This window comes from Streptomyces sp. NPDC058637, from assembly GCF_042717325.1.
Lineage (GTDB): Bacteria > Actinomycetota > Actinomycetes > Streptomycetales > Streptomycetaceae > Streptomyces.
The window spans coordinates 1-26,768 of sequence record NZ_JBHXRD010000022.1; the positions used below are offsets into that span (position 1 = coordinate 1).

Sequence of the window (26,768 nt, forward strand, 5' to 3'; positions counted from 1 at the left end):
GAGCGGTGGTCACTCGTGCGAGCACCGCTCCCCGCCCGCCGCCTGCCCCCTCGGGCGTGATCAGTTCCGGCCGCGCCTGCGGGCGACGACGGTGGCCCCGGCGCCGACCGCCAGCAGGAGGGCCGCACCTCCCGCGATGTACGGGGTCGAGGAGCTGGAGCCGGTCTCGGCGAGGTCGCCGCCGGCGGGTGCCGCCGCCTCGGCGCCCGTCTGGGTCTTCACGTCACCGCCGTCGTCGTCCTTGCCGCCGCCGTCGTCCTTGCCGGACGTGTCACCGCCGGACGTGTCACCGCTGCCGCCCGTGTCACCGGATCCCGCGGTGGATCCGGCCGTGGATCCGCCGGTGCCGGACGTGCCCGCGTCGGTGCCGCCGTCGGTCGAACCGCCGCTGTCCGAGCCGCCGTCGGTCGAGCCGCCGTCGGAACCTCCGCCGGTGGAGCCGCCGTTGTCCGCGCCCCCGTCACCCGAACCGCCGCTGTGGGAGCCGCCGCCCTTCGGCATCTCGCAGGTCGCCCCGGCCAGGGTGATCTCGCCCCGGACATCGGCGACGTCGAGGTCGAGCGGATTCACCGACACCCGCAGCCGGAGCGCGGTCGCCGCGGCCGTACGGGTGGTGGTGTGGGTCTTCGACAGGTCGAGGGTCACCTCCCCGACGCCCGGCACCTCGACGTTCGTCGTGCCGCCGGAGGTCAGCCGGATCTTCCTGCCGAGCACCTTCACACGCCCCAGCACCTCCGACTCGGCGACCGGCTTCCTGCCCACCTCGCACAGCGCTCTGGAGGTGACCTTCTCGACCTCGATCAGGGGGAGCAGCGGGAGGCCGGGGACGTGCACCCTGGCCTTGACGAGGTTGGTGTGCCCCTCGGCCCTGCGCGTGTCGACCGTGGCGTCCGCCGTGGCGACGTCGGCCTTCAGCAGCCGGACCGGCCGCCCCCTCTCGGCCCCGTCGACCTCCACACTCAGCGCGGTCCTCTCCGCGCTCGCCGGTGCCCGCACCTCGTTGAGCGCGGCGTCGAGCGGCACGTGGACCGCCTTGTCCAGGAGCGCCACGTCGAGCCCGGCGCGGAGCACGACCGCGGTCGCCTTTCCGTGGCTGCCGGCCGGGGTGGCCGGGGCCGTCGCGGTGGCGGCCTGGGCGGGGACGACGACCAGCAGGGCGACGGGAACGGCGGCGGCGACCGCCAGGGCGGCCGGACGGAAGGTCTTGCTGTTCAAGATGGTGGAACCCCCACAAGAGACATGGAGCCGCCGGCGCCGTCCAATGGGGGACATCGCGGGCACCGATGGCCTCGACTCCGTGAATCTTTACGCACAGAGGGTGAACTGACGGATACCTGGCGTCAGTTCACTCCAAAGGGGGGTTTTAGCGTGTGTATTCGAATCTTCCGGCACAGGAGTTCCTTGGTGTCACCCGTACGCGCCTAGCAGTCACCCGTATCGCCGAGCGTGGAGAGCGCGTCCGTACGGCCACCGGATCGCGCACAGAAGTGCTCCAACGAGCGTTGACCGCCGGGGACACTGCCGGTCAACCGGACGCCCACGGGCGGTCAGCCGGACGCCCATGGACCGCCGGCCGGACGCCTCGGGCGGTCAGCCGACCACCCGCCCGTCGAGCACCACCCTCCGTGGGGCGGCCAGCACCCGTACGTCCGCCCGCGGATCCTCGTCGTACACCACCAGGTCCGCCGGGGCACCCTCCTCCAGCACGGGCCTGCCCAGCCAGCGCCGCGCGCCCCAGGCCGTCGCGGAGAGCGCCTCCAGGGGCGGGATGCCCGCCTTCACCAGCTCGGCGACCTCCGCCGCCACCAGGCCGTGGGCCAGCGAGCCGCCGGCGTCCGTGCCGACGAAGACCGGGATCCCCGCGTCGTACGCCGCGCGCACGGTGTCGTAGCGGCGCTCGTACAGCTGCCGCATGTGGGCGGACCACCGGGGGAACTTGGCCTCGCCGCCCGCCGCGAGGTCCGGGAACGTGGCGATGTTGACCAGGGTCGGGACGATCGCGACGCCGCGCTCCGCGAAGAGCGGGATGGTGTCCTCGGTCAGCCCCGTCGCGTGCTCGACGCAGTCGATCCCGGCCTCCACCAGGTCGCGCAGGGCGACCTCGGCGAAGCAGTGCGCGGTGACCCGGGCGCCCAGCCGGTGCGCCTCGGCGATGGCCGCCTCGACCTCGCCCCGGGGCCAGCAGGCCGTCAGGTCCCCGGCGTCCCGGTCGATCCAGTCCCCCACCAGCTTCACCCAGCCGTCGCCGCGCCGCGCCTCCCGGGCGACGTACGCCACCAGGTCGCCCGGCTCGATCTCATGGGCGTAGTTCCTGATGTACCGGCGGGTCCTGGCGATGTGCCGGCCCGCTCTGATGATCTTCGGCAGGTCCTCGCGGTCGTCGATCCACCGGGTGTCGGAGGGGGAACCGGCGTCCCTGATGAGCAGGGTCCCGGCCTCCCGGTCGGTGAGGGCCTGCTTCTCGCTGGTGGCCGCGTCGACGGGCCCGTGGCGGTCGAGGCCGACGTGGCAGTGCGCGTCGACGAGCCCGGGCAGTGCCCAGCCGGTGAGGGTCAGGGCGTCGTCGGCGCCCGGCGGCCGCTCGTAGGTGATCCGCCCGTCGACGGCCCAGAGACCGTCCCGCACGTCGTCGGGGCCGGCGAGCACCCGTCCCTCGATCCGCAGCACCCGCGCCACCTCGTGATCACTCATGCACAGCACTGTACGAGGCGGCCCGCCGAGGGCTCCGGGAGGTGCTGGGTACCCTCGGACGCAAGCGCTGACCGCGGACCGACCGACCCGAAGAGAGCACCACCGTGACGCACCCCTTCCTCGACCTCGCCCCACTCACCGCCGCGCGTTTCGCGGCGATCGAGCGGCGGGTGGCCGGCCTCCTCGCCACCGGGCAGGACGTCGTCATCATGCAGGGCGAGGCGCTGTTGCCCCTCGAAGGCTGCATCCGGGGCGGCGCCCGGCCCGGTTCGACCGCGCTGAACATCGTCACGGGGCCGTACGGCCGGACCTTCGGCAACTGGCTGCGGGACTGCGGGGCCGAGGTCGTCGACCTCGCCGTGCCCTTCCACTCGGCCGTCACCGCCGAGCAGGTCGAGCGGGCACTGGCCGCGCACCCTGAGATCGACTTCGTGTCGCTGGTGCACGCGGAGGCGGCGACCGGCAACACCAACCCGGTCGCCGAGATCGGCGAGGTGGTCCGGGCGCACGGCGCGCTGTTCATGCTGGACGCCGTGGCGTCGGTGGGCGCGGAGCCGCTGCTGCCGGACGTCTGGGGCGTGGACCTGTGCGTCATCGGCGCACAGAAGGCGATGGGTGGCCCCGCCGGGGTGTCCGCGGTGTCGGTGAGCGAGCGGGCGTGGGAGCGGATGGCCGCCAACCCGCAGGCCCCGCGCCACTCCTACCTGTCCCTCCTCGACTGGAAGGCCCGCTGGATCGACACGGGCCGCAGGGCGCTGCCGCACGCCCCGGCCCAGCTGGAGATGCTGGCACTGGAGGCCTGCGTGGAGCGGATCGAGGCGGAGGGCCTGGACACCCTGACGGCGCGGCACTCCTCGGCCGCGGCGGCGACCCGGGCCGGGGCGGTGGCCCTCGGAGCCGGACTGGAGCCGTACGTCCATAACGCCCGTGACGCGGCGCCGGTCGCCACGACGCTGCGCGTGCCAGTGGGGGCGGACGCCTCGGCGCTGGTCGCGAAGGCCCTCGCGGGCGACCCCTCGCTGCCGCTGATCGCGGGCGGCGGAGCGCTGTCCACGGAGATGATCAGGGTCAACCACTACGGCGTGGACGCCACGCGGGGCGCCGTGCACGCCTCCCTGGCCGCCCTGGGGGCCGCGCTCTCCGAGACCGGCCGTGAGGCCGACTTCGAGGCGGCCCGCAACGCCGTTTCGGAAACCTGGCCGAACGACTGAATTACCGGACCGCAATCGGACCGCAATCATCCGGACCGGACTCCGGCCGCAATCGGGCAGCAATCCCACCCGCGACCCGAACGCAATCGGTCCGATAATTCAACAAAGCGGGGAGCTGCTTTATCCCGAGCAGCTCCCCGCATTCTTCTTCCCACTTTTCTCACCCCTAAACACCTCAGTTCCGACGCGCTCGCCGTACTCAATCCGAACAGGTGTCACAAGAGTTACACGTATGTGACCGACCCCATATGGCACCCGTTATGCCGGATAAATCCAGGCCAAATAGTACGAAAACGCCACCCGCTCCAGCCTGGTCCGCGCACGCGTGATAACACAGCAGCCCCTCCCACCCAACCCCTTGCGTCGATGCAATTTAGATTTTTGCTGGGTAAATTCAATTCGCATGACCGCCGCACCAGCAGATTTTGCACGTGCCCGAAGCGAATTCCTCAGTATCGACACCCCGCGAGTGGAGGACGGAGCCGCGATCTGGCGCATAGCCCGCGATTCCGAGGTCCTGGACCTCAACTCCTCGTACAGCTACCTGCTGTGGTGCCGTGACTTCGCGGCGACCTCCGTGGTCGCCCGCGACGAGACCGGCGGGCCCATCGCCTTCGTGACGGGCTACATCCGCCCGGACCGGCCCGGGACGCTCGTCGTCTGGCAGGTGGCCGTCGACAGCGCCCACCGCGGGAAGGGCCTGGCCGCCACCCTGCTGGACGCGCTGACCACGCGGGTCGCCGCCGACCAGGGCCTGGCATCGGTCGAGACGACCGTCACCCCGGACAACACCGCGTCCGACCGGCTGTTCACCTCCTTCGCGCAGCGCCACGACGCGCCGCTGGAGCGCGAGGTGCTCTTCGACGGCGAGCTGTTCCCCGAGGGAACGCACCTGCCGGAAGTGCTGTACCGCATCGGTCCGCTCCACGCGTAGGGCACGACCCCGCCCCCGCCCGGGGCACGCCTCACCCGCCGCCCGTCACACCCCCCTCGACCAGGAGATTCGCTGTGACCATCACCCCGCCCGCCCTGAGTGTCTTCGAGACCCTGGAGTCCGAGGTACGGAGCTACTGCCGCAGCTGGCCCGCGGTCTTCGACCGGGCCCAGGGCGCCCGGCTGACGGACGAGGACGGACACTCGTACCTCGACTTCTTCGCCGGTGCCGGATCGCTCAACTACGGCCACAACAACCCGGTGCTGAAACGCGCACTGATCGACTACATCGAGCGTGACGGCATCACCCACGGCCTGGACATGGCCACGACGGCCAAACGCGCCTTCCTGGAGACGTTCGAGAACGTGATCCTGCGCCCCCGTGACCTGCCGTACAAGGTGATGTTCCCCGGCCCGACCGGCACCAACGCCGTCGAGTCGGCGCTGAAGCTCGCCCGCAAGGTCAAGGGGCGCGAGTCCGTCGTCTCGTTCACCAACGCCTTCCACGGCATGTCGCTCGGCTCGCTCGCCGTGACCGGCAACGCCTTCAAGCGGGCCGGCGCAGGCGTCCCGCTGGTGCACGGCACCCCGATGCCGTTCGACAACTACTTCGACGGCACGGTCCCCGACTTCCTCTGGTTCGAGCGGCTCCTGGAGGACCAGGGGTCCGGGCTCAACAAGCCGGCGGCCGTGATCGTGGAGACCGTTCAGGGCGAGGGCGGCATCAACGTCGCGCGCGCCGAGTGGCTCCGTGCCCTCCAGGACCTGTGCCACCGCCAGGACATGCTCCTGATCGTCGACGACATCCAGATGGGCTGCGGCCGTACCGGTGGCTTCTTCTCCTTCGAGGAGGCCGGCATCGTGCCGGACATCGTCACGCTGTCCAAGTCCATCAGCGGCTACGGACTGCCGATGTCGCTCTGCCTCTTCAAGGGCGAGCTGGACATCTGGGAGCCGGGCGAGCACAACGGGACCTTCCGCGGCAACAACCCCGCCTTCGTCACCGCCGCCGCCGCGCTCGACGCCTACTGGGCCGACGGCCAGATGGAGAAGCAGACCCTGGCCCGCGGTGAGCAGGTCGAGCAGACGCTCCTGGCGATCTGCGCCGAGGAGCCGACCGCGCAGTTCCGTGGCCGGGGCCTGGTCTGGGGCATGGAGTTCGCCGACCCGGCCCGCGCCGCCGCCGTCTGCGCGCGCGCCTTCGAGCTGGGCCTGCTGCTGGAGACCTCCGGCCCGCAGAGCGAGGTCGTGAAGCTGCTCCCGCCACTGACCGTCACCCCCGAAGAGCTGGACGAGGGCCTGCGCACGCTGGCCCGTTCCGTCCGCGAGACCGCCTGACCGGGGTACGCCCCCCGGGGCAGGCAGACCTGAGCAGTACAGAAGAGAAAGGCACCATCTCACCGTGATCGTCCGATCGTTCAGTGACATCGAGAACACCGACCGGCATGTGAAGGCAGCCTCCGGGACCTGGGAGAGCAAGCGCATCGTGCTCGCCAAGGAGAAGGTGGGCTTCTCCCTCCACGAGACCGTGCTGTACGCGGGCACGGAGACGTCCATGTGGTACGCGAACCACATCGAGGCCGTGCTGTGCACCGAGGGCGAGGCCGAGCTCACCAACGACGAGACCGGCGAGAAGCACTGGATCTCCCCGGGAACGATGTACCTGCTGAACGGCCACGAGCACCACACGCTGCGGCCGAAGACCGACTTCCGCTGCGTGTGTGTCTTCAACCCTCCCGTCACCGGACGGGAGGACCATGACGAGAACGGTGTCTACCCGCTGCTGACAGAGGAGGGCTGAACCATGACCACCGATGCACGCGCCGACCTGTACCCCTCGCGCGGCGCCGCCGAGATGACCACCCCCCGCCAGGACCCGGTCATCTGGTCCGCGCCGGGCGCGCCGGGGCCGGTTTCCGCGAAGGATCTCCAGGGCTTCGAGGAGAACGGCTTCCTCACCGTCGACCAGATCGTCACGCCGGAGGAGGCGGCCGGCTACCACGCGGAGCTGGAACGCCTGATCGCCGATCCGGCGGTCCGAGCCGACGAGCGCTCGATCATCGAGCCGAAGTCGCAGAGCGTACGTTCCGTCTTCGAGGTCCACCGGCTGAGCGAGGTCTTCGCGCGGCTCGTCAGCGACGAGCGCGTGGTGGGCCGGGCCCGTCAGATCCTGGGGTCGGACGTGTACGTCCACCAGTCCCGGATCAACGTGAAGCCGGGCTTCGGGGCTTCGGGCTTCTACTGGCACTCGGACTTCGAGACCTGGCACGCCGAGGACGGTCTGCCGAACATGCGGACGGTGTCCGTCTCGATCGCGCTGACCGAGAACCACGACACCAACGGCGGGCTGATGATCATGCCCGGTTCGCACAAGTCGTTCCTCGGCTGTGCGGGCGAGACGCCGAAGGACAACTACAAGAAGTCCCTGCAGATGCAGGACGCCGGCACCCCGTCCGACGAGGCGCTGACGAAGATGGCCGACCGCCACGGCATCAAGCTGTTCACGGGCAAGGCGGGTTCGGCGACCTGGTTCGACTGCAACGCGATGCACGGCTCGGGGGACAACATCACCCCGTATCCGCGCAGCAACGTCTTCATTGTGTTCAACAGCGTGGAGAACACGGCGCAGGAGCCCTTCGCGGCTCCGATCCGCCGGCCCGAGTTCATCGGGGCGCGTGACTTCACACCGGTGAAGTAGGCCGCGTACGACGGCCGGAAGGGGCGGGACGCGCGACGCGTCCCGCCCCTTCGGCGTTCCGGTTCACGGCTGAGCCGGGGACGGGACGCGGGTGCGCATCGACAGCGCCATGACCAGGGCCACGAACCAGAACAGGCCCGTGAAGGCACCGATCACGCTGACCATGACGACCAGCCCCGGGCGCTCCACCCGCCTGCGGTAGGCGATGAACGACGGCACGCAGAGGATGAGGAGCGTCAACGGCACCAGGACGAGCAGTTCCAGAGGACTGATGTGCGAGATCATCCTGTCACCCTATATACGTCTCGTCCGGCCCGACCGGCCCGCGCCGCATCCTTCCTGTCGGCCCGTCACGTGCGTGCGCCCTTGTTCGTGCGGGTGGGCTCGCGGCCGGTGTCGGCTCCGGCCCGCGCGGCTCCGGCCGCCGGGCCCATGCGCCGGAGACCGGGTGTGAGGGCCGCGCCTTCCCGACCCGGCGGCCGGCGGGATCACAGCTGCTGCTCGTGCCGGTCACACCGCGCAAGGGGTGGATCTCCACGGACCGGCCGGACTCCCACGGCACGGTGCACCGCAACGCCGTGGTGTACCCGTGCTCGGGCACACTCGCAAAACCGGGGGGTGCGGTCGCTCCGGAGGGGCTGGCCAGGCTGATCGGTTCCGGCCGGGCGGGTGTGCTGGTGCTCCTGGACAGCCCCATGAGCACCACACACCTGGTCGCGATCACCGGCCAGGGTCTCGGCTCGGTGGGCCGCCATCTCAGGGTGCTCCTGGACGCCGGGCTGGTGGGCCGCCGCCGTGCGGGGCGGTCCGTGCTCTACTACCGCACGGCCGCCGGCGACATGCTGGTGCGGGCACAGAACCCTTGACGCCGGACCGTGCCAGCACGGTAGTTGTCGGGTTCGTCCATCTCCGCGCGACGCCGGAGACCGGGGCCCGGGCTTCAACTCGCTGGACCTCGGCCCGGGTCCGCGGAGACAGTGGCGCCCATGACTTCGCTCGTACAGCACATCACCGTCGACTGCTCCGACGCCTATGAACTGGCACTCTTCTGGGCCGAGGCGCTCGGCGCGTCCGTGTCCGACGAGGACGGGCCCGGCGATCCCGAGGCACTCGTCGAGACCCCGGGGGCGGCGCTGCTGTTCGTCACGGTGCCCGAACCCAAGAGCACGAAGAACCGGATCCACCTCGACCTGCGGCCCGAGGACCGCGGGCGGGACGCGGAGGTCGAGCGGCTGCTCGCTCTCGGCGCCACGCTGGTCGGCGACCATCGCAGGACCGACGGGCGGGGGTGGGCGACGATGGCCGATCCCGAGGGCAACGAGTTCTGTGTGGAGTGCGGCGCCGCCGAACGCGCGGCGCTGAGCGGGACCCGGATGCCGGTCACCGCGGACGACGTGGCCTTCGCCGTACGTCTCGCGGCCGACACCCTCGCGAAGTCCCCGGCGGACGACTGGCGGGTGCCGGCCGGGTCCTTGGCGTGGGACTGCTGGGAGACGCTGGAGCACCTCAGCGACGACCTGTTCGCGTACGCGGTCCAGCTGGGGCCGCGGAAGCCGCCGACCGGCACCGAGGTGGCCTACCGGTACGCGGCGGAGCGCGAGGGCGGGCCGGCGAACTCGATCTTCGCGGACCCGGCGGCCGGGTCCGCCGGGCTGCTGGAGACCCTGGAGGCGAGCGGCGCCCTGCTCACGGCGATGGTACGGACGACACCGCCGGACGTCCGCTCGCACCATGTGCACGGGCTCGCCGACCCGGAGGGATTCGCCGCGATGGGCGTCGTGGAGATTCTTGTGCACACCCATGACGTCGCCGAGAGCCTGTCCGTGTCGTGGAGGCCGCCCGCGGACCTGTGCGACCGGGTGCTGGCCCGGCTCTTCCCCGACGCGCCGGACGACGCGGACCGGTGGACCGTCCTGCTCTGGTCCACCGGCCGCGCCGATCTGCCGGGCCGCGACCGTGTCACCTCGTGGAAGTGGCACGGCGCGCCCCTCTAGGGCCTCTCGCCCGGATCATGCCGGGCTCGCGTGCCCTGGCACACACTCCCCCGAGCTCTCGGCTTCGCCCGAGCAGGGGAGGCCCGGACCGCTCCGCGTGGGCTCCCGCCTCGGCCTTGCGGCAGCACGCACCGGACCCCGCTCCCAGACCCGGCCTGAATCCGGACGGAAGACCCCAGCCGCTACCGGTGGGAGAACCAGCTCGCCGCCGGGAGCAGCTTCCCGTTGTAGTCGAACACCGCCTGGTTCTCCCAGGCGTTGCCGGACGACGGGTCGGCCGGGTCCCAGCCGCTGCCGGTGACGGCGGTCCAGGCCGGCTCCCAGTAGACGGCGCCGAGCCCGCGGCCGTTCGGGACGGCCTCGACGACGTTCATGACGTCCCGGAGGTTGGCCGCCTGTCCGGCCGGGGTCGCCGGGTAGCCCGCGACGAGCTGGCCGGCGGTGGCCACGTTGTTCTCCAGGCCGTCGTCGTCCGCGAGGGTGTGGGCGTACGCGGTCTCGGCGACGAGCACCGGCTTCCCGTACCGGGAGGCGGCGTCGTCGAGGTTGGTCTGGAGCTCGGACAGCGAGCCGTGCCAGTAGCCGTAGTAGGAGAGGGCGACGACGTCGAAGGGGACAGCCCGCGACACGGCGTTGTCGAACCACCAGCGGGTGCCCGCGTTGTCGCCGCCCTCGGCGAGGTGCAGCGCCACCTTCGTACCGGAGGAGACGGCCTTGGCGGCGTTCGCCCCGGAGGTCAGGAGGCCGGCCAGCTGGGTCCAGTTGTCCGTGGACCCCTCGGGCCAGAGCATTCCGCCGTTGATCTCGTTGCCGATCTGCACCATGTCGGCGGTGGTGCCCTGGGCCTTGAGCGCGTTCAGCACGTCGTACGTGTGCTTGTAGACGTCCGTGCGGAGCTGCGTGTAGCTGTGTCCGACCCAGGCGGCGGGCTTGTTCTGCTTGCCCGGGTCGGCCCAGGCGTCGGAGTAGTGGAAGTCGATGAGCGTCTTCATGCCGAGGGCCTTGGCGCGCTTGGCCATGGCCAGGACGCGGGCCTTGTTGTTGTAGCCGTCGGCCGGGTCGACCCAGACCTTGAGGCGGACGTAGTTCATCCCGGAGTTCTTGAGGATGGTCACCGCGTCCCCGGCCGTGCCGTTCGCGTCGCGGTACGTGGCGCCGTGGGCCTCGTTCTTCGGGAGGGTGGAGAGGTCTCCGCCCCTGACGCTCAGTCCGGTGGAACCGGGGGTGAACGTGATGTCGTCGAAGTTGGCCCACTCCCCCGCGTGCGCGTCGGAGTTGAGGCTGATCGTGCAGGCGCCGCCGGTCACCTTGACGGAGGTGACGAGCCGGATCCAGCCGCCGTCGGCGGTCGGCGGCAGGTCGGTGCGCTGCTCGGCGGCGCCGCAGTTGCGCAGGGCTATGTAGGCGGAGTTCTGGCCGCCGCCGGACCGCACCCAGGCGCTGAGGGTGTACGTGCCGTCGGTGAGGCCGGAGAGGTACTGGTAGGTCTCGACCTTGTACGCCGAGGCGGACCAGTGGCTGAGCCTGGTGCTGCCCGTGCGGCCGCCCGCCTCGGTGAAGGAGGCGGTGTTCTGGCCTCCGGCCGAGTACGTCGACCAGCCGGTGGCCCCGGACTCGAAGCCTGGGTTCGCGGGGGTGGTGGCCGCGTGGGCGGCCTGGGCGGGGAGTGCGGCGAACAGCAGGCCGGACAGTGCGGCCACCGTTCCTGCGGCTCTTCTGCGGGTGTGCGTCGTTCCGTACATCGTCGATGTCCCTTCGACCGTTGTGCGGGGTAACGGGGATGGTGCCTGATGGTGTGGCGGGGTGGTGCGGGGGTGTGGTGCGGGGGTGTGGTGCGGGGGTGCGCCTCAGCCGTCGAGCCGTACGACGCGCACCGCGCCCGCCGGAACGGCGAGACGGTCCGCGGCGGGCTCGCCGGTGAGGAGTTCGGTGCCGGGGGCGTCGAGTGCCACCTCGGTGTCGGCGTCGCTGTGGTTGATCGCGAAGAGGTACGTGCCGCTCTCCCCGGCGCGCCGCACGACCTCGACGTCGTGGGCGAGGCCGGTGCGCGGTGCGATGCCGGCGTCGGCGCGGGCGCGGTCCAGGACGGTGCCCAGGTGGGGTCCGGAGAGCCGGGTGGAGACGTACCAGGCGGTGCCCCTGCCGAGCCGGTTGCGGGTGACGGCGGGGCGGCCGGCCGGGATGCCGTCGGCGTACGACCAGACGGTCTCGGCGCCGCGCGGGATGACCACGTCCGTCCAGACGTCACCGGTCAGGTCCGGTCCTTCGGGCGCGCCCTCGGGGGTGATCAGGCGGACCGTGTCGCCCTGGCCGAGGGGGGAGAACTCCTCGATCGTCAGGCCCAGGACGTCCCGCAGCACACCGGGGTAGGGGCCGGGGTGCACGGCGTCGTCCGCGTCGACGATTCCGGAGAAGTACGAGACGACGAGGGTGCCGCCGTTCTCGACGTACCGCCGGAGGTTCTGGCCGGTCTCCTCGGTGGCGAGGTAGAGGGCGGGGACGACGACCAGGGGGTACGCGGAGAGGTCCGCCTCCGGGTGGGCGAAGTCGACGGTGAGGTGCTGGTCGTACAGCGAGGCGTAGAACGTGTCGGCGCGCTCGCGGGCGTCGTGGTCCTCGCTGGGGCGCCACTCCAGGGACTGCGCCCACCAGGACTGCCAGTCCCAGAGCATCGCGGCGTCGGCGACGGTACGGGTGCCCCGGATGCCGTCCAGCAGGCCGAGGTCCGTGCCGAGCGCGCTCACCTCGCGCCACACCCGGGAGTCGGTCCCGGCGTGCGGGACCATCGCGGAGTGGAACTTCTCGGCGCCGCGCCGGGACTGCCGCCACTGGAAGAACATCGCGCCCTCGGAGCCGCGGGCCACGTGGGAGAGGCTGTTGCGGGCCATCTCTCCGGGGCGCTTGGCCGGGTTGCGGGGCTGCCAGTTGACGCCGCTGGTGGAGTGTTCCAGGAGCAGCCAGGGCGCGCCGCCCGCGACCGAGCGGGTGAGGTCGGCGGCCATGGCGAGGTTGACGTGGGTCCGGCGGCCGTCGGTGATCAGGTAGTGGTCGTTGGTGACGAGGTCGACCTCACGGCCCCAGGCCCAGTAGTCGACGGAGTCGCACTGGCTGAGGGCGGTCATGAAGTTGGTGGTGACGGGGACGCCGGGGGCCAGCCGGTGCAGGATGTCGCGTTCGGCGGTGAAGTTCTCGCGCATGGTGGCGTCCGCGAAGCGGGCGTAGTCCAGCTGCTGGGCGGGGTTGCCGACCGTGGGCGTGGTGCGCGGCGGGTCGATCTCGTCGAGGGTGCGGTAGCGCTGGCCCCAGAAGGCCGTCCCCCAGGCCTCGTTGACCGCGTCGACGGAGCCGTGCCGGGCGGTGAGCCAGTGCCGGAAGTGGACGGCGCAGTTGTCGCAGTAGCACGCGCTGACGGGGACCCCGTACTCGTTGTGGACGTGCCACATCGCCAGGGCCGGGTGGCTCGCGTACCGGCGGGCGAGCTGCTCGGTGATGTTGGCGGCCGCCGCGCGGTAGGGGGCCGAACTGTGGCAGATCGCGCCGCGTGATCCGAAGGCGTAGCGCACTCCGTCGCGGCTGAGCGGGAGGGCCTCGGGGTGGGCTCGGTAGAACCAGGCGGGCGGGGCGACGGTGGGGGTGCCGAGGTCGGCGCGGATGCCGTTGACGTGCAGCAGGTCCAGCAGGCGGTCGAGCCATCCGAAGTCGTAGCTGCCGGGTTCGGGTTCCAGCAGGGCCCAGGAGAAGATTCCGACGCTGACCATGGTGACGCCGGCTTCCCGCATCAGGCGTACGTCCTCGTGCCAGACCTCTTCCGGCCACTGCTCGGGGTTGTAGTCGCCGCCGAACGCCAGCTTGTGCAGGCCGACCGGGGCGGGAGCGGGTTCTGAGTGCGGCATGGACGGCTCCTGGCTCTTTTGGACAACTTCTGGGAACGTGCACACACACTCTCGGCGGCGCAGGGCCAACATAACCGCACAGCAACAACCATTGACAAGTGTCGGTTTCGTTTCTCTACTGTGAACGCTCACAGCGTCCTTTCGGCCACGGGGCCGATGCGCTCGCCCGTCTCGTCAGGGGAGAACCATGAAGAACCGCACCGTCGCGGTGACCACCGCCGCCACTCTCGCCGCCGTCCTGCTGACGGGCTGCGGCTCGTCGGACGACGGGGGCGAGGAGCAGGCCGCTTCCGGACCCGCCTCGCTGACCTACTGGGCCTGGGCCCCCGGCCTGGACAAGGTCGCGGACATCTGGAACAAGGGCCCGGGCAAGGAGGCCGGCATCACGGTCACGGTGAAGAAGCAGGCGTCGGGCGACGACCTCGTCACCAAGATCATCACGGCGGCGAAGGCGCACAAGGCCCCGGACCTGGTCCAGGCCGAGTACCAGGCACTCCCCACCCTGGTCTCCAACGACGTCCTCGCCGACATATCCGGCGAGGCCGGCGACGCGAAGAGCCAGTTCGCCGACGGGATCTGGCAGCAGGCGACGCTGGGCTCCGACGCCCTGTACGCCCTGCCGCAGGACTCGGGCCCGCTGATGTTCTACTACCGCCAGGACCTCTTCGAGCAGTACGGCCTGACCGTGCCCACCACCTGGGACGAGTTCGCCGAGACCGCCCGCGCGCTGAAGAAGAAGGCGCCGGACAAGGACCTCACGACCTTCTCCTCCAACGACTCGGGCCTGTTCGCCGGCCTCGCCCAGCAGGCCGGGGCGCAGTGGTGGACCACCGGTGGCGACAAGTGGAAGGTCGCGATCGACGACCCCGCCACGCGGAAGGTCGCCGACTTCTGGGGCGGTCTGGTCAAGGAGGGCGCCATCGACAACCAGCCGATGTACACCCCGGCCTGGAACAAGGCGCTCAACACCGGCAAGCAGGTCGCCTGGGTCAGCGCCGTCTGGGCGCCGGGCACCCTGACCACGGCGGCGCCCGAGACGAAGGGCAAGTGGGCGATGGCCCCGCTCCCCCAGTGGACGGCCGGCGAGAACGCCACCGGCAGCTGGGGCGGTTCCTCCACCGCGGTCACCAACGACTCCAAGCACAAGAAGGCGGCGGCCACCTTCGCGAAGTGGCTGAACACGGACCCGGCGGCGCTCGCCGCCCTCGTCAAGGAGAGCGGCATCTACCCCGCCGCGACGGCCGCCCAGACCGGTGGGGCGCTCTCCCAGGCGCCTGACTACTTCTCCAACCAGCCGGACTTCTACACCGAGGCCGCCAAGATCGCCCAGGGCACCGCGCCCGCCGCGTGGGGCCCGAACGTGAACGTCGCGTACACCGCCTTCAAGGACAACTTCGCGAAGGCCGCCAAGGACAGGTCGGACTTCGGTGCCGCACTGACCGCGATGCAGGACGCCACCGTCGCCGACCTCGAGAAGCAGGGCTTCGGGGTCTCCGAGTGACACGCGCACCCCGCAGGAGGCCGTACGGGGTCAAGAGCGCCCCGTACGCCTTCCTGGTCCCCGCAACCGTCCTCTTCCTGCTCTTCTTCGCCCTGCCCATCGGGTACGCGTTCTACCTCAGCTTCCGCCGGACGGAAGTGAAGGGGCTCGGCCTGGGCAAGGGCGCCCGTGACGAGATCTGGGCGGGCCTGGCCAACTACACCGACGCGCCCTCCGACTCGGAGCTGCTGAACGGGGCGCTGCGCATCCTCGGGTACGGCGCGATCGTCGTCCCCGTGATGCTCGGACTCGCCCTGCTGTTCGCCCTGCTGCTGGACACCGAGCGGGTCCGGCTGCGCGCCTTCACCCGGCTGGCGATCTTCCTGCCGTACGCGATCCCGGGTGTCATCGCCGCGCTGATGTGGGGCTTCCTGTACCTGCCCGACGTCAGCCCGTTCCTCTACCTGCTCGACAAGGCGGGGCTGCCGCAGCCGGACCTCCTGGACGGCGGCCCGCTGTACCTGTCCCTGGCCAACATCGCGGTGTGGGGCGGCACGGGCTTCAACATGATCGTGATCTACACGTCGCTGCGGGCGATCCCCGCCGAGATCTTCGAGGCCGCGCGGCTGGACGGCTGCTCGCAGCTGCAGATCGCCCTGCGCATCAAGATCCCGATGGTGGCGCCCTCGCTGATCCTGACCTTCTTCTTCTCCATCATCGCGACGCTCCAGGTGTTCAGCGAGCCCACCACCCTGAAGCCGCTGACCAACTCGCTCTCCACCACCTGGAGCCCGCTGATGAAGGTCTACCAGGACGCCTTCGTCAACAACGACATCTACGCGGCGGCGGCGCAGGCGGTCATCATCGCCCTGGCCACCCTGGCCCTGTCCTTCGGCTTCCTCAAGGCCGCCAACTCCCGTACGAAGCAGGGAGACTCCCGATGAGTACGCAGTCCCTGGCCACCGGCCCCCGGCGGTTCCCGCTCGTCCCGACGGCCGCGCTGCTCCTCGGCGCCCTGTACTGCCTGCTGCCCGTCGTCTGGGTGCTGGTCGCGTCGACGAAGTCCGGCAGCGAGCTGTTCTCCACCTTCACCTTCCTGCCCGGTTCCGGTTTCACCGACAACGTCGCCGACCTGACGGCGTACCGGGACGGCGTGTACTGGAGGTGGATGGCCAACTCGGCCTTCTACGCCGGGGTGGGCGCCCTGCTGTCCACCGCGGTGTCCGCGGTCTCGGGGTACGCGCTGGCCGTGTACCGCTTCCGCGGGAAGGAGGCCGTCTTCAACATCCTGCTCGCCGGGGTGCTGATGCCGCCGGTGATCCTCGCCGTACCGCAGTACCTGCTGCTGGCCAAGGCCGACATGACCGACTCGTACCTGTCGGTGCTGCTGCCGGTGCTGCTCTCCCCGTACGGCGTCTACCTGGCCCGGATCTACGCCTCGGCGGCCGTGCCGGCCGATGTGATCGAGGCCGGGCGGATGGACGGCGGAGGCGAGTGGCGGATCTTCCGGACCATCGCGCTGCCGATGATGGTGCCGGGGCTCGTGACGGTGTTCCTGTTCCAGTTCGTGGCGGTCTGGAACAACTTCCTGCTGCCTTACATCATGCTCGGCGACGACGAGAAGTTCCCGGTGACCCTGGGGCTCTACACGCTGTTGCAGCAGGGTGCGAACACCCCGGCGCTCTACACGCTCGTCATCACCGGGGCACTGCTGGCGATCATCCCGCTCATCGCCCTGTTCCTCGTGATCCAGCGGTTCTGGAGCCTCGACCTGCTCTCCGGCGCCGTAAAGTCCTGACAGCTCCTCACCAGGGCTTCCTTTGATGAAAGATCGAGCACCATGAGCCGCACAGAACAGAACGGCACGGGGCGACGCCGGCCGCCGACGATCCACGACGTCGCCCGGGAGGCAGGAGTCTCCCGGGGCACGGTCTCCCGGGTGCTCAACGGCGGTCACAACGTCAGCCCGTCCGCGCTCGACGCGGTGCAGTCCGCCATACGCCGGACCGGTTACACCGTGAACCGGCACGCCCGGTCCCTGATCACCGGCCGTTCCGACTCGGTGGCGTTCCTGCTGACCGAGCCGCAGGAGCGGTTCTTCGAGGACCCGAACTTCAACGTGCTGCTGCGCGGCTGCACCACGGCGCTCGCCGCGCACGACGTCCCGCTGCTGCTGATGATCGCGGGGACGGAGGCGGAACGCCGCCGGAACATGCGGTACATCGCCGGGCACGTGGACGGGGTGCTGCTGGTCTCCAGCCACTCCGGCGACCCGGTGGCCGCCCAGCTGCACGACGCCGGCGTACCGCTGGTGGCCTGCGGGAAGCCGCTGGGTCAGGGATCGAAGGTCAGCTATGTGGCGGCGGACGACCTGGGCGGCGCACGGGACATGGTGCGTTTCCTGTACGGGTCGGGGCGCCGCCGGATCGCCACGGTCGCCGGGCCGCTGGACACCCCGGGCGGTGTGGAGCGGCTGGCGGGCTACCGGGCGACGCTCGCCGAGTGCGGGCTCCCCTACGACGAGGCACTGGTCGTGCCGGGTGACTACAGCCGTGCGGGCGGCGAGGCGGCGGCCTCGCTGCTGCTGGAACGGGCGCCGGACGTCGACGCGGTGTTCGTCGCGTCCGACCTGATGGCGCAGGGGGTGCTGACCGCGCTGGAGAAGGCGGGCCGGCGGGTGCCGCAGGACATCGCGGTCGGCGGCTTCGACGACTCCCCGGCGGCGCTCGCCGCCCGCCCGGAGCTGACGACGGTCCGCCAGCCGTGGGACCGGATCAGCTCCGAGATGGTGCGGGTGCTGCTGGCCCAGATCGGCGGGGAGGACCCGTCCGCGGTCATCCTGCCCACCGAACTGGTCCGCCGGGACTCGGCGTAGCGCCACCGGGCGGGCCGTACCGGTCGAGGCCACCGAGGACAGCTGCGGGCTGCGAGCCTCCGTGCGCGACGCCTGGTCCGGCCTGGAGGAGCACACCCTCGCGGGGCTGGACGCGGAGGAGCGTGCGGAGCCGGCCCGGCTGCTCGCCAAGGTCGAGGCGAGTCTCCGCCAGGAGACAAACGGGCGCCCCGGCGCCACGTGACCACCGGGGTCCTTCGCCCGGCTCAGCCGGAGAGCACGTCCAGCGCGCGGTCCACGTCGGCCTCGGTGTTGTACAGGTGGAAGGCCGCCCGCAGGTTCCCGGCCCGGTCCGAGACCATGACGCCCGCCCGCGCCAACTCGGGTTCACGACTGCCGAGTCCGGGCACGGCGACGACCGCGGACTCCCCCGGGACCGCCTCGTGCCCGATGCCGGCCAGCCCGGCGCGGAAGCGGGCGGCCAGCCCGGTGGCATGGGCGTGCAGCGCGTCGACCCCGATCTCCGCCAGCAGCTCCAGGGACCGTTCCGCCCCGTGGTACGCGAGGAAGGCGGCCGGTTCGTCGAACCGCCGGGCCGCGACCGCCAGCTGCCGGACGGGTCCGTACGTGCTGTTCCAGCGGTCCTCCGCCGAAACCCAGCCCGCGTACACCACGGGCAGCCCCTCCTGCGCCTCCTCGGTCACCGTCAGGAACGACGCGCCCCGGGGGCACAGCAGGAATTTGAAGCCGCCGGTGACCGTGTAGTCGTACGCCCCGGCGTCCAGCGGCAGCCAGCCGGCCGACTGGGTGGCGTCGAGCAGGGTCCGGGCGCCGTGCGCCCCCGCCGCCGCCCGGATCGCGTCCAGGTCGGCGATCCTGCCGTCGGCCGACTGGACTGCCGAGAAGGCGATGAGTGCGGTCTCCGGGCGTACGGAAGCGGCCAGCTCCTCCAGCGGGACGTAGCGCATCTTCAGGTCGCCGCGGACCGCGAACGGGCTGACGACCGAGCTGAACTCGCCTTCTGGCACGAGGACTTCGGCGCCCGGCTCCAGCGAGGCCGCGACGAGTCCCACATGCGCGGCGACGGAGCCGCCGGTGGCGACCCGGTCGGGGCCGACACCGGCGAGCCGGGCGAAACCGGCCCGCGCGCCGTCCACCGCCTCGAAGCTGCCCGCGCCGGGCCGGCGGCCCGTGGCGTTGTCGTCGGCAAGCTCCTTGACGGCCTCGACGGTCCGGCGGGGCAGCAGACCGCAGCTGGACGTGTTGAGGTATGTGGTCTCCGGTGCGAACTCGGCGGCTGTGGCCAGGTGGATCGTAGACGTCTCCATGCGTCCAGCCTGGCCGCCCCTTGCCCCTCCGTCAATCACGAAGAGTTAAGGGGTGAACCCAAGGAGTTCTTATGCGTGCCGGTCGGACGTGCCCCGGGGGACCTCGCAGGCCCCGTCCGCGTCGCAGGCCGCCGCGTCGCCGCCGAGGTTCGTCAGGGTGCTGACCGGGCGGTCCTTCCACGCCTGTTCCAGTGCCTGGACGAAGACCTCCGACGGCTGGCCGCCGGAGATCCCGTACCGCCGGTCGAACACGAAGAACGGCACCGCGTTGGCGCCCAGTTCGGCCGCCTCGCGCTCGTCGGTCCGCACGTCGTCGGCGTACGCGTCGGGGTCGGCCAGCACCGCACGGACCTCTTCGGCGTCCAGCCCCGCCTCCACGGCGAGGTCGGCCAGCACCGCGTCGTCGAAGACCGAGCGGTCCTCGGCGAAGTTCGCCCGGTAGGCCAGGCTCAGCATCTCGTCGTGGAGCCCGCGCGCCTTGGCCAGGTGCAGCAGCCGGTGGATGTCGAAGGTGCTGCCGTGGTCACGGCCCTCCGCGCGGTAGCCGAGCCCCTCGGCCTGCGCGTTCGCCGCGACGTTGGCCTCCATGCCGCGGGCCTCCTCGGGAGTGCGCCCGTACTTCTGTGCCAGCATGTCGATCACCGGCTCGGTGTCGCCCTTGGCACGCCCGGGGTCGAGCTCGAAGGAACGGTGCACCACCTCGACCTCGTCGCGGTGGGCGAATTCGGCCAGGCCCTTCTCGAAGCGGGCCTTCCCGATGTAGCACCAGGGGCAGGCGATGTCGCTCCAGATCTCGACGCGCATGACTCTTCTTCTCTCCAGCTCTGCCGTACGGGTGCGGAGCCGACCTCCGCCGCCCGTTAAACGTTCAACCGGCGCGGCTGATTCCCCGCCGCCCCGGACCGCTCGCCGAAGGCGGGACGCCGCCTCTCAGCGGACGGGCGTGGCTACCCGGGTGAGCAGGGCCGCCGACTCCTCCGGTCTGAGGGCACGCTCGTACACGAGCTCGCCGGTCATCTTGGGGAAGAAGCGACCGGCGTCCCAGCTTCTCCGGTACGGCGGAGGGTCGAGCACGACGAGCCGGACGCCGTCCACGACCGGGATGTCCGACAGGTTGCCTTCGTTCCAGATCCACTCGCCGTCGGCGCCGACCGGATTGAAGGAGCCGGTTGTCGGCACCATCCCGGGCCGGTCGCGGCAGCAGGCGACGGCTTCGGCGGACGGCGCCTCGCCCTGTACGAGGCCCCGGCCGATCAGGGCATCGGCAAGGAGCGTGTGCAGCTGGAAGTTGTCGCCGATGCCGGAGGCGCGCAGCGCGAAGCCGGTGCCGGTGGTGCGGTCGAGCGCGACGAGCGGCTCGTCGTCGAGAACGGCGAGGGCGTACGCGAGACACCGGAACGGCTCGTCGGACAGCTCCGCGACCTGGGCGACGGCGGCCCTCAGCCCCTCGCGCCCAGGGACCTCACGGCGCACCCGCGGCGAGTTGAGCATCGCGACACAGGCCATCTCGAACTGAGGGAGCGCCTGCCAGGCCATGACGGGCTCGAAGCCGATCCGTTCGAAGTCGGCCTCTTCGAGACCCTCGCCCTCGAGAGCGGGCAGCTCGCCGCGGCCCGCGGCCGCCCACCGCTCGCAGAAGACTGCAGCCTGCTCGAAGGCGTCCAGGGCGCTCGCGAACACGGCGGGCGCGCACGCCGGCGGATCCGCGCCCCGCTCGACGCATGCCCCGATCATCACCGCCACCACCGCACGCGGACCGGGCGGCACCCCTTCGAGCAGGGCGGCGAGCCGAGGCGCCGCCGCCCGCAGCTCGGTGTCCGTCGCCTTCCCGAAACGGTGTGTCAGCCGATCGAAGGCGGGCTCCGCCGCGTCGGCGTCCTGAGCCCGTACAGCGCCTTCGAAGTTCTCGACGGCGGCCACGAACCGCCCACGTCCGAATATCGTCCGCGCACCCTAACCGACGCTCCCGACACACCTTCCGATGATCCACGCCCGTAGGCGCCCGCCTTTCGGTCACACCGTCGGTTTCCCTCCGATCTCCGCCCAGACCGTCTTCCCGGAGGGCGGGAACGGACGTACGCCCCATGCCACGGCGAGGGCACACTTGCAGCACCTCGCAAAGCTGCGCAGCACGACGATTCAGGTACTTCCGATGACATGCGAGGACCACTCCGCGCTGGAGGGGCCGTTCATCCCGCTCACCCCCAAAGGGCGCCAACAACTCGCCTCCCTTGAGGTACAGAGCACAAACCGGCTGATCACCGATGCCGAAGAGGTACGTATTCCGGCCGCACGATACGGAAGCATCCGCGGTCAGGCCCTCAGTCCGCACGAGTCCCTGGCGCTGATCGAGGAGTTGCCGGGAGAGCGATGAACACCGAACTCAACTGGTTCAAGAGCACCTACAGCGCCGGCGACGGGGGAGAGTGCGTCGGGGTCGCCTCCGCCCCGCACGCCGTCCTCGTGCGCGACTCCAAGGACGTCACCCGCCCCCACCTGAGCATCTCCCCCACCCGCTGGGCGCACTTCGTGCGGTACGCCGCGGAGGGGTGACCGCGCGACGACGGATGCGGCGGCCAGGGGGTGCGCGGTCCGCGTCCGGGCCGCGCACCCCTCGTTCACACGGAGGTCAGAGCTTGCCGGCTCCGGCGCCCGCGGTCACCGACGCGGGGACGGACGAGGCGGGCTCGGCCGTGTAGGAGTACGGCGGGGTGGTGAACGAGCCGGTCTGCGAGATCTCGGTGGCCGCTCCGCCGAGGTCGTTGCCCCGCTGGACCACGTAGCCGTCCTCGTCGCTGCTGCGGCTGGTCGTGATCGCGATCTTCGTGTTGCGGAAGACGTTGTTCTCGACCAGTAGTTGCGCGCCCATGCGGGAGTGCACGGCGGTGTCCGCGCCCTCGACGTAGTTGTCGTAGAAGTGGCCGGTACCGAAGCGGAGGCTGGGGATCCGGGAGTAGATGTTCTGGAAGTGGTTGTGGTGGTACGTCACGCGCAGATGGCCCTTGTCCTCGCTCTCGTTGTTGTCGCTGTGCCCGACGAGGCTTCCCTTGTAGTGGTTCTTGAAGGTGTTCCAGGACACGGTGACGTTGTCCGAGGCGTGCGTGATGTCCAGCAGACCGTCGTAGTGGTCCTTGTCGTGGTCGCGGTCCGCGAAGAAGGAGTTGTGGTCGATCCAGACCTTCGTGGAGTTCTGGACCGTGATGCCGTCGGAGGGGGCGAGCGGCTTGCTGATGTTCAGGTTGCGGATGACGATGTTCGTCTCGCTCTTGAGGCGCAGGCCGCCGCCGGTGAACCCGGACGACGAACCGACGCCGAGCACCGTGGTGTTGGAGCCGATGTCGACCTGACCGCTCAGCGAGATGAGCCCACTCACCCTGACGGTCTTGGCGGAGTCGCTGGTGACGGCCGTCCTGAACGCGGCGAGGGTGCTGACGGTCGTCGCGGCGGCGCTGCCGCCGCCCGTGGTGCCCGCGCCGAACCCGATGGGGCTCGACTCGGCGGCGCCCGCGGCGTTGGGGAGCGCGGCGACGGTGAGGGATGCGACGGTCGCGACGGCGGCCATTGCCGCGATGCGGCCGCGGCGGCTGCGGAGTTGGGTGCGCATGGGGGGATCCCTTTCTCGGTACGACGAGGTACGAGTGCACCCAGGGGTCGCCGCCCGGGGCACGCAAGGTTGCCGGACCGGGATGAGAAATTCAGATATGTGGCGCGGCGCTTTGGTATGTGACCCGGAGGCTGCCGTCCCGTCATCGATCGCCGGCTGCCGGGAGCAGGACCGGTGTCGAGTTCCAGGCGGGCCCCGTGGGCCTCGGCGATCGTCGAGGCGATGGCGCCGGCGATCGTCGAGGCGGAGGCGGTCGAGGACCCGCCGTCCCCGCTGGGGTGTCGGACCGGGGCCGTCGTCGACGACCTCGACGGCGTGGGCCGGGGCGCCGGGGTACAGGGGTGGGGTGACGCCGGTGCGGCCCCGGCGGCCGGTCCCTCCGGTGCGCCTGCGCCACGGACGAAGGGCCCGGAATCCTCTCGGATCCGGGCCCCGTCGCGTGGGTCAGGTGTACGCGGTCAGCCGCCGTCGCGCAGGTCGCCGAGGCCGGCGGGCCGGTACTCGATGTGGTCGAACGACACCTCGCACCCTTCTCCCGTGGGCGACTGGACCAGGAAGCCGGCCATGACCGAGGCGCGCTCCTGCCGCGTACCGAGGGTGAAGACGCGGACGAAGGTCCACTTCTCGCCGTCGGCCGAGGCGTGGAAGGCGAACGCGTCGCCCGTGCGGCTGAGCCGCAGCCAGACGGTGTCGCCCTCCACCTCGGAGGAGTTGGCGTCGTCGGAGTGGCCGCGGGTGACGACCGTGCAGATGGTGGGGCGGGCCGGGGACAGCTCGAAGCAGAGCTTCGCCCAGTCCCTCTCACCGACGTGCAGGTAGAGGACGCCCGCGTCGAAGGCCGCCGCGAAGCCCACCTTCACCCGGGCGGACAGCCGGAAGTCGCCCTCCGGCACGGCGCCCAGCAGGCGCGGGGCGTCGGAGGCCGACTCCAGGGAGTCGCCGTCCGGCGGGACGAAACGGTCCTGCCGGGCGCCCGCCCGGCCGGTGAGCACACCGGCTTCGTACGTCCAGTCACCCTCGGGGCCGAACGCCTCCAGGGCGAAGGGCAGTTCGGGAAGTCGCTCGTTCACGCGCGCCGCCCGTCGACCCGGCGGGGCAGGCCCTGCGGGTTGCCCTCGCGCAGCTCCGGTGGCAGCAGGGCGTCGGGCGTCGACTGGTAGCTGACCGGACGCAGCCAGCGCTCGATCGCCGTGGCGCCGACCGATGTGGAGGTGGAGGTGGTGGCCGGGTAGGGGCCTCCGTGGTGCTGGGCGGGGGCGACGGCGACGCCGGTCGGCCAGCCGTTGACCAGGACGCGTCCGGCCAGCGGGGTGAGCGCCGACAGCAGACCGGCGGCGCTGCCGTCGGCCTCCTCGGTGGCGATCTGGAGGGTGGCGGTGAGGTTGCCGGGGAGGCGGGAGAGGACGGTGGTGATCTCGGCCTCGGAGTCGTAGCGCGCGACGACGGTGACGGGGCCGAAGCACTCCTCCAGCAGCGCGTCGTGCGGGCCTTCCTCGGCGAGTCGCCGCGCGGGGACGGTGAGGAAGCCCGCGGCGACGGTGTGCTCGCTGCCCGCGCCGGGAGTGACGGGGGCCTCCACGTCCGGGAGCGCGGCCCGCTCGGCCACTCCGGCGACGAAGGCGTCCCGCATCCGGTGGTCGAGCATGACCCCGGCGCCGGTGTCGCTGACGGCCTCGGTGAGGGACTTCAGCAGCCGGTCGCCGGCCTCGCCGGACGGGGCGAAGACGAAGCCGGGCTTGGTGCAGAACTGTCCGGCGCCCATGGTCATGGAGCCGCCGAGCCCGGTGCCGATCTGGTCGCCGCGTTCGGCGGCGGCCGCCGCGGTGACGACGACGGGGTTGAGGGAGCCGAGCTCGCCGTGGAAGGGGATCGGGACGGGGCGGGCCGCCGCCGCGTCGAAGAGCGCCCGGCCGCCACGGATCGAACCGGTGAACCCGGCCGCGCTGACAAGGGGGTGCTTGACCAGCTCGACGCCCGCGTCGAAGCCGTGCACGACGGCCACCACGTCCTCGGGCAGACCGTTCTGCGCCGCGGCCCTGCGCAGGAGCGAGGCGCAGAGCTCGGACGTGGCGGGGTGGTCGGGGTGCGCCTTGACGACGACCGGGCAGCCCGCGGCGAGCGCGCTCGCGGTGTCGCCGCCGGGGACGGAGAAGGCGAGGGGGAAGTTGCTCGCCGCGTAGACGGCGACCACACCGAGCGGGATCTTGTAGCGGCGCAGGTCCGGCCACGGCGGGATCCGGCCGCCGTCCTCGTGGTCGATGTGGATGTCGAGGAAGGCACCCTCCTCGACGACCTCGGCGAAGGCCCTCAACTGCGCCGCCGTACGGGCGAGTTCGCCGGTCAGACGGGCTGGGCCGAGGGCGGTCTCCGCGTCCGCGGCCTCGATCACGCGCTCACCCGCCCCGGCGAGCAGATCGGCCGCGGTCCGCAGGAACGCCGCGCGCACCGTGCGGTCGGCCAGCGAGTCGCGTACCGCATGCGCGGCCCGGACCGCGCGGTCGACCTCCTCCGCTGTAGCCTCCACCGCAACCTGCTCACGCGGGTTCCCGGTTCGGGGGTCGACGCTCCAGACTGGTGCTGCTGCCACCGTGTTTCCTTCCGGTCCACTGCCACACATCAGGGGTTGTTCGGTATTCTGAACAGAGTTCCTGATAGTGAATACGCAAGGGACTCTATTTCCGGGCGTTCCGTGTTGGCAAGAAGTCGCAGCGTCGCGCAGGTAGTACACGAAGGCTGGAAGGGGCATAGGGCGATGTCGGTTGCCGAGTCCGGTGGGACACAGGTCAAGTCTGCGGTACGGACGGTGGAGCTCCTCGAATACTTCGCGGGGCGCCCCGGTATGCACTCGCTGGCCGCCGTGCAGGAGGCCGTCGGCTACCCCAAGTCCAGCCTCTACATGCTGTTGCGCACGCTCGTGGAGCTGGGCTGGGTCGAGACGGACGCGACGGGCACGCGGTACGGGATCGGGGTCCGGGCCCTGCTCGTCGGCACCTCGTACATCGACGGGGACGAGGTCGTCGCCGCCGCCCGTCCCACCCTGGACCGGCTCTCCGACGACACCACGGAGACCATCCACCTGGCCCGCCTGGACGGGACGAACGTGGTGTACCTCGCCACCCGGCAGTCCCAGCACTACCTGCGCCCGTTCACCCGCGTCGGCCGCCGGCTGCCCGCCCACTCCACCTCGCTCGGCAAGGCGCTGCTGGCCACCCACAGCGACGAGCAGGTCCGCAAGATGCTGCCCGAGACGCTGCCCGCGCTGACGGAGCACACCCTGACCGACCGCGAGAAGCTGATCGAGGAACTGCGTCTCATCCGCGAGCAGGGGTACGCGGTGGACCGCGAGGAGAACACGCTGGGACTGCGCTGCTTCGGCGTCGCGATCCCGTACCGCACTCCGGCGCGCGACGCGATCAGCTGCTCGGTGCCGGTCGCCCGGCTCACTCCGGCGCACGAACAGATGGTCAAGGACGCCCTGTTCGACGCCCGCGACCGGCTGACCCTCGCGACCCGGAGGCTCTGACCGGTGCACGTCTCGCTGCGTGAGGTCCGCGACGCCGACCTGCCGCTGTTCTTCACGTTCATGAGCGACCCGGAGGCGACCAGGATGGCCGCCTTCACCAGTGCGGACCCGTCGAACCGGGCCATGTTCGACGCCCACTGGCAGCGTATCCGCGCCTCGGACACGGTGATCATGCGCACGGTGCTCGCCGACGGTGCCGTGGTCGGCAGCGTCGGGGTGTACGGGTCCCCGGCCGAGCGTGAGGTCACCTACTGGGTGGACAGGGCGCACTGGGGCAAGGGCCTGGCGACCGCCGCGCTGCGGGCGCTCCTCGACGCCGTACCGGAGCGGCCGCTGCACGCGCGGGCGGCGGCGGACAACGCGGGCTCGGCGCGGGTGCTGGAGAAGTGCGGATTCACCGTGACCGGCACGGACCGGGGCTACGCCCAGGCCCGCGGCGAGGAGACCGACGAGCTCCTGCTGCGGCTGGACGTCTGACCCGGAGGCCGGGCACGAAGGACCCGCCACCGCCCCCACGGCCGAGGGGCCCTCCGCCGTGCGGCGGAGGCGGATCGTCGCCGGGCAGGACGTGCGGGCGGGC

The 26,768-nt window shown here is 71.3% G+C and carries 26 protein-coding genes and 1 pseudogene; 16 read left to right on the forward strand and 11 right to left on the reverse strand.

Annotation, left to right across the window (positions count from 1 at the left end; genetic code table 11):
* Nucleotides 1-60: 60 nt before the first annotated feature.
* Together ACFWVP_RS22235 and ACFWVP_RS22240 are read right to left on the reverse strand one after the other, a co-directional pair.
* Nucleotides 61-1,215, reverse strand: coding sequence for an SCO1860 family LAETG-anchored protein (locus tag ACFWVP_RS22235; protein WP_384499031.1), 1,155 nt, complete (start codon nt 1,213-1,215; stop codon nt 61-63).
* Nucleotides 1,216-1,590: 375 nt separating this feature from the next.
* The gene (locus ACFWVP_RS22240) at nt 1,591-2,691 is read right to left on the reverse strand and encodes an amidohydrolase family protein (protein ID WP_384499033.1); all 1,101 of its coding nucleotides are present in this window, start codon (nt 2,689-2,691) and stop codon (nt 1,591-1,593) included.
* Between the two features lie 104 nt (nt 2,692-2,795).
* Here ACFWVP_RS22240 and ACFWVP_RS22245 point away from each other — a divergent pair, with 104 nt between their 5' ends.
* From ACFWVP_RS22245 to thpD, 5 genes are all read left to right on the forward strand, one after another.
* On the forward strand, nt 2,796-3,902 hold the full coding sequence (locus tag ACFWVP_RS22245) for a pyridoxal-phosphate-dependent aminotransferase family protein (RefSeq protein ID WP_384499037.1): 1,107 nt from the start codon (nt 2,796-2,798) through the stop codon (nt 3,900-3,902).
* A 469-nt stretch (nt 3,903-4,371) separates the two neighbouring features.
* Nucleotides 4,372-4,836 carry a diaminobutyrate acetyltransferase gene (gene ectA / locus ACFWVP_RS22250; protein WP_384499038.1) on the forward strand — a complete coding sequence of 155 codons (465 nt, stop codon included), beginning with the start codon at nt 4,372-4,374 and terminating at the stop codon, nt 4,834-4,836.
* A 74-nt stretch (nt 4,837-4,910) separates the two neighbouring features.
* The gene (gene ectB / locus ACFWVP_RS22255) at nt 4,911-6,173 is read left to right on the forward strand and encodes a diaminobutyrate--2-oxoglutarate transaminase (RefSeq protein WP_384499040.1); all 1,263 of its coding nucleotides are present in this window, start codon (nt 4,911-4,913) and stop codon (nt 6,171-6,173) included.
* A gap of 64 nt (nt 6,174-6,237) precedes the next feature.
* Nucleotides 6,238-6,636 (forward strand): ectoine synthase, encoded by a 399-nt coding sequence (locus ACFWVP_RS22260; protein WP_037691652.1) that lies wholly within the window; start codon nt 6,238-6,240, stop codon nt 6,634-6,636.
* A 3-nt stretch (nt 6,637-6,639) separates the two neighbouring features.
* Nucleotides 6,640-7,533, forward strand: coding sequence for an ectoine hydroxylase (thpD, locus tag ACFWVP_RS22265; protein ID WP_384499041.1), 894 nt, complete (start codon nt 6,640-6,642; stop codon nt 7,531-7,533).
* 63 nt (nt 7,534-7,596) lie between these two features.
* On the opposite strand, the gene ACFWVP_RS22270 is transcribed toward thpD, so the two are convergent.
* Nucleotides 7,597-7,818, reverse strand: coding sequence for a superinfection immunity protein (locus ACFWVP_RS22270; RefSeq protein WP_384499042.1), 222 nt, complete (start codon nt 7,816-7,818; stop codon nt 7,597-7,599).
* A 218-nt stretch (nt 7,819-8,036) separates the two neighbouring features.
* Here ACFWVP_RS22270 and ACFWVP_RS22275 point away from each other — a divergent pair, with 218 nt between their 5' ends.
* Nucleotides 8,037-8,399: an ArsR/SmtB family transcription factor gene (locus ACFWVP_RS22275; RefSeq protein ID WP_384499044.1), complete on the forward strand. Its 363-nt coding sequence runs from the start codon at nt 8,037-8,039 to the stop codon at nt 8,397-8,399.
* A gap of 120 nt (nt 8,400-8,519) precedes the next feature.
* The gene (locus ACFWVP_RS22280; RefSeq protein WP_384499045.1) at nt 8,520-9,527 is read left to right on the forward strand and encodes a VOC family protein; all 1,008 of its coding nucleotides are present in this window, start codon (nt 8,520-8,522) and stop codon (nt 9,525-9,527) included.
* Nucleotides 9,528-9,709: 182 nt separating this feature from the next.
* Here the strand turns inward: ACFWVP_RS22280 and ACFWVP_RS22285 are convergent, their stop codons facing one another.
* Nucleotides 9,710-11,269, reverse strand: a complete 1,560-nt coding sequence (locus ACFWVP_RS22285) for an arabinogalactan endo-beta-1,4-galactanase (RefSeq protein ID WP_384499047.1) — start codon at nt 11,267-11,269, stop codon at nt 9,710-9,712.
* Between the two features lie 105 nt (nt 11,270-11,374).
* Nucleotides 11,375-13,420 (reverse strand): beta-galactosidase, encoded by a 2,046-nt coding sequence (locus ACFWVP_RS22290; RefSeq protein ID WP_384499048.1) that lies wholly within the window; start codon nt 13,418-13,420, stop codon nt 11,375-11,377.
* Between the two features lie 187 nt (nt 13,421-13,607).
* Between ACFWVP_RS22290 and ACFWVP_RS22295 the strand changes: the two genes are divergently transcribed.
* The 5 genes and pseudogenes from ACFWVP_RS22295 to ACFWVP_RS22315 all read left to right on the forward strand — a co-directional run.
* A complete protein-coding gene (locus ACFWVP_RS22295) occupies nt 13,608-14,921 on the forward strand; it encodes an extracellular solute-binding protein (RefSeq protein ID WP_384499050.1) in 1,314 nt (437 codons plus the stop codon).
* Entirely contained in the window at nt 14,918-15,844 is a 927-nt protein-coding gene (locus tag ACFWVP_RS22300; RefSeq protein ID WP_384499051.1) for a carbohydrate ABC transporter permease, read from the forward strand. Before ACFWVP_RS22295 ends, ACFWVP_RS22300 begins: the two co-directional genes overlap by 4 nt.
* The gene (locus ACFWVP_RS22305; RefSeq protein ID WP_384499053.1) at nt 15,841-16,698 is read left to right on the forward strand and encodes a carbohydrate ABC transporter permease; all 858 of its coding nucleotides are present in this window, start codon (nt 15,841-15,843) and stop codon (nt 16,696-16,698) included. The genes ACFWVP_RS22300 and ACFWVP_RS22305 overlap by 4 nt, the downstream gene beginning before the upstream one ends.
* 42 nt (nt 16,699-16,740) lie before the next feature.
* Complete coding sequence (locus tag ACFWVP_RS22310; protein ID WP_384499055.1) at nt 16,741-17,775, forward strand: LacI family DNA-binding transcriptional regulator; 1,035 nt, start codon at nt 16,741-16,743, stop codon at nt 17,773-17,775.
* A gap of 10 nt (nt 17,776-17,785) precedes the next feature.
* A pseudogene (locus tag ACFWVP_RS22315) lies at nt 17,786-17,977 on the forward strand (MarR family transcriptional regulator); the annotation flags it as partial.
* 22 nt (nt 17,978-17,999) lie between these two features.
* Here ACFWVP_RS22315 and ACFWVP_RS22320 read toward each other — a convergent pair.
* The 3 genes from ACFWVP_RS22320 to ACFWVP_RS22330 all read right to left on the reverse strand — a co-directional run bounded on the left by ACFWVP_RS22320 (nt 18,000) and on the right by ACFWVP_RS22330 (nt 20,981).
* A complete protein-coding gene (locus tag ACFWVP_RS22320; RefSeq protein WP_384499056.1) occupies nt 18,000-19,061 on the reverse strand; it encodes an aminotransferase class V-fold PLP-dependent enzyme in 1,062 nt (353 codons plus the stop codon).
* A 69-nt stretch (nt 19,062-19,130) separates the two neighbouring features.
* Nucleotides 19,131-19,865 (reverse strand): DsbA family oxidoreductase, encoded by a 735-nt coding sequence (locus ACFWVP_RS22325; RefSeq protein WP_384499058.1) that lies wholly within the window; start codon nt 19,863-19,865, stop codon nt 19,131-19,133.
* 126 nt (nt 19,866-19,991) lie between these two features.
* Nucleotides 19,992-20,981 (reverse strand): hypothetical protein, encoded by a 990-nt coding sequence (locus tag ACFWVP_RS22330; protein ID WP_384499060.1) that lies wholly within the window; start codon nt 20,979-20,981, stop codon nt 19,992-19,994.
* A 232-nt stretch (nt 20,982-21,213) separates the two neighbouring features.
* Here ACFWVP_RS22330 and ACFWVP_RS22335 point away from each other — a divergent pair, with 232 nt between their 5' ends.
* Nucleotides 21,214-21,435, forward strand: coding sequence for a Scr1 family TA system antitoxin-like transcriptional regulator (locus ACFWVP_RS22335; RefSeq protein WP_384499062.1), 222 nt, complete (start codon nt 21,214-21,216; stop codon nt 21,433-21,435).
* On the forward strand, nt 21,432-21,614 hold the full coding sequence (locus ACFWVP_RS22340) for a DUF397 domain-containing protein (RefSeq protein WP_384499064.1): 183 nt from the start codon (nt 21,432-21,434) through the stop codon (nt 21,612-21,614). Before ACFWVP_RS22335 ends, ACFWVP_RS22340 begins: the two co-directional genes overlap by 4 nt.
* A gap of 76 nt (nt 21,615-21,690) precedes the next feature.
* Here ACFWVP_RS22340 and ACFWVP_RS22345 read toward each other — a convergent pair whose 3' ends face one another.
* The 3 genes from ACFWVP_RS22345 to ACFWVP_RS22355 all read right to left on the reverse strand — a co-directional run bounded on the left by ACFWVP_RS22345 (nt 21,691) and on the right by ACFWVP_RS22355 (nt 25,252).
* A complete protein-coding gene (locus ACFWVP_RS22345; protein WP_384499065.1) occupies nt 21,691-22,665 on the reverse strand; it encodes a polysaccharide lyase family 1 protein in 975 nt (324 codons plus the stop codon).
* 458 nt (nt 22,666-23,123) lie between these two features.
* Nucleotides 23,124-23,735: a DUF1349 domain-containing protein gene (locus ACFWVP_RS22350; RefSeq protein ID WP_384499067.1), complete on the reverse strand. Its 612-nt coding sequence runs from the start codon at nt 23,733-23,735 to the stop codon at nt 23,124-23,126.
* Nucleotides 23,732-25,252, reverse strand: coding sequence for an aldehyde dehydrogenase (NADP(+)) (locus tag ACFWVP_RS22355; protein WP_384499069.1), 1,521 nt, complete (start codon nt 25,250-25,252; stop codon nt 23,732-23,734). Before ACFWVP_RS22355 ends, ACFWVP_RS22350 begins: the two co-directional genes overlap by 4 nt.
* 165 nt (nt 25,253-25,417) lie before the next feature.
* On the opposite strand from ACFWVP_RS22355, the gene ACFWVP_RS22360 reads away from it, so the two are divergent.
* Nucleotides 25,418-26,188: an IclR family transcriptional regulator gene (locus tag ACFWVP_RS22360; protein ID WP_329212353.1), complete on the forward strand. Its 771-nt coding sequence runs from the start codon at nt 25,418-25,420 to the stop codon at nt 26,186-26,188.
* Nucleotides 26,189-26,191: 3 nt separating this feature from the next.
* Complete coding sequence (locus ACFWVP_RS22365; RefSeq protein WP_384499071.1) at nt 26,192-26,665, forward strand: GNAT family N-acetyltransferase; 474 nt, start codon at nt 26,192-26,194, stop codon at nt 26,663-26,665.
* The last annotated feature ends 103 nt before the right edge of the window (nt 26,666-26,768 follow it).

Bases quoted from the DNA above. Each gene is read 5' to 3' on its own strand.
- ACFWVP_RS22285 (WP_384499047.1), bottom strand. From the start codon at position 11,269: ATGTACGGAACGACGCACACCCGCAGAAGAGCCGCAGGAACGGTGGCC.
- ACFWVP_RS22270 (WP_384499042.1), bottom strand. From the start codon at position 7,818: ATGATCTCGCACATCAGTCCTCTGGAACTGCTCGTCCTGGTGCCGTTG.
- ACFWVP_RS22345 (WP_384499065.1), bottom strand. From the start codon at position 22,665: ATGCGCACCCAACTCCGCAGCCGCCGCGGCCGCATCGCGGCAATGGCC.
- ACFWVP_RS22320 (WP_384499056.1), bottom strand. From the start codon at position 19,061: ATGGAGACGTCTACGATCCACCTGGCCACAGCCGCCGAGTTCGCACCG.
- ACFWVP_RS22340 (WP_384499064.1), top strand. From the start codon at position 21,432: ATGAACACCGAACTCAACTGGTTCAAGAGCACCTACAGCGCCGGCGAC.
- ACFWVP_RS22280 (WP_384499045.1), top strand. From the start codon at position 8,520: ATGACTTCGCTCGTACAGCACATCACCGTCGACTGCTCCGACGCCTAT.
- ACFWVP_RS22240 (WP_384499033.1), bottom strand. From the start codon at position 2,691: ATGAGTGATCACGAGGTGGCGCGGGTGCTGCGGATCGAGGGACGGGTG.
- ACFWVP_RS22360 (WP_329212353.1), top strand. From the start codon at position 25,418: ATGTCGGTTGCCGAGTCCGGTGGGACACAGGTCAAGTCTGCGGTACGG.
- ACFWVP_RS22325 (WP_384499058.1), bottom strand. From the start codon at position 19,865: ATGCGCGTCGAGATCTGGAGCGACATCGCCTGCCCCTGGTGCTACATC.
- ACFWVP_RS22295 (WP_384499050.1), top strand. From the start codon at position 13,608: ATGAAGAACCGCACCGTCGCGGTGACCACCGCCGCCACTCTCGCCGCC.
- ACFWVP_RS22305 (WP_384499053.1), top strand. From the start codon at position 15,841: ATGAGTACGCAGTCCCTGGCCACCGGCCCCCGGCGGTTCCCGCTCGTC.
- ACFWVP_RS22310 (WP_384499055.1), top strand. From the start codon at position 16,741: ATGAGCCGCACAGAACAGAACGGCACGGGGCGACGCCGGCCGCCGACG.
- ACFWVP_RS22335 (WP_384499062.1), top strand. From the start codon at position 21,214: ATGACATGCGAGGACCACTCCGCGCTGGAGGGGCCGTTCATCCCGCTC.
- ACFWVP_RS22290 (WP_384499048.1), bottom strand. From the start codon at position 13,420: ATGCCGCACTCAGAACCCGCTCCCGCCCCGGTCGGCCTGCACAAGCTG.
- thpD (WP_384499041.1), top strand. From the start codon at position 6,640: ATGACCACCGATGCACGCGCCGACCTGTACCCCTCGCGCGGCGCCGCC.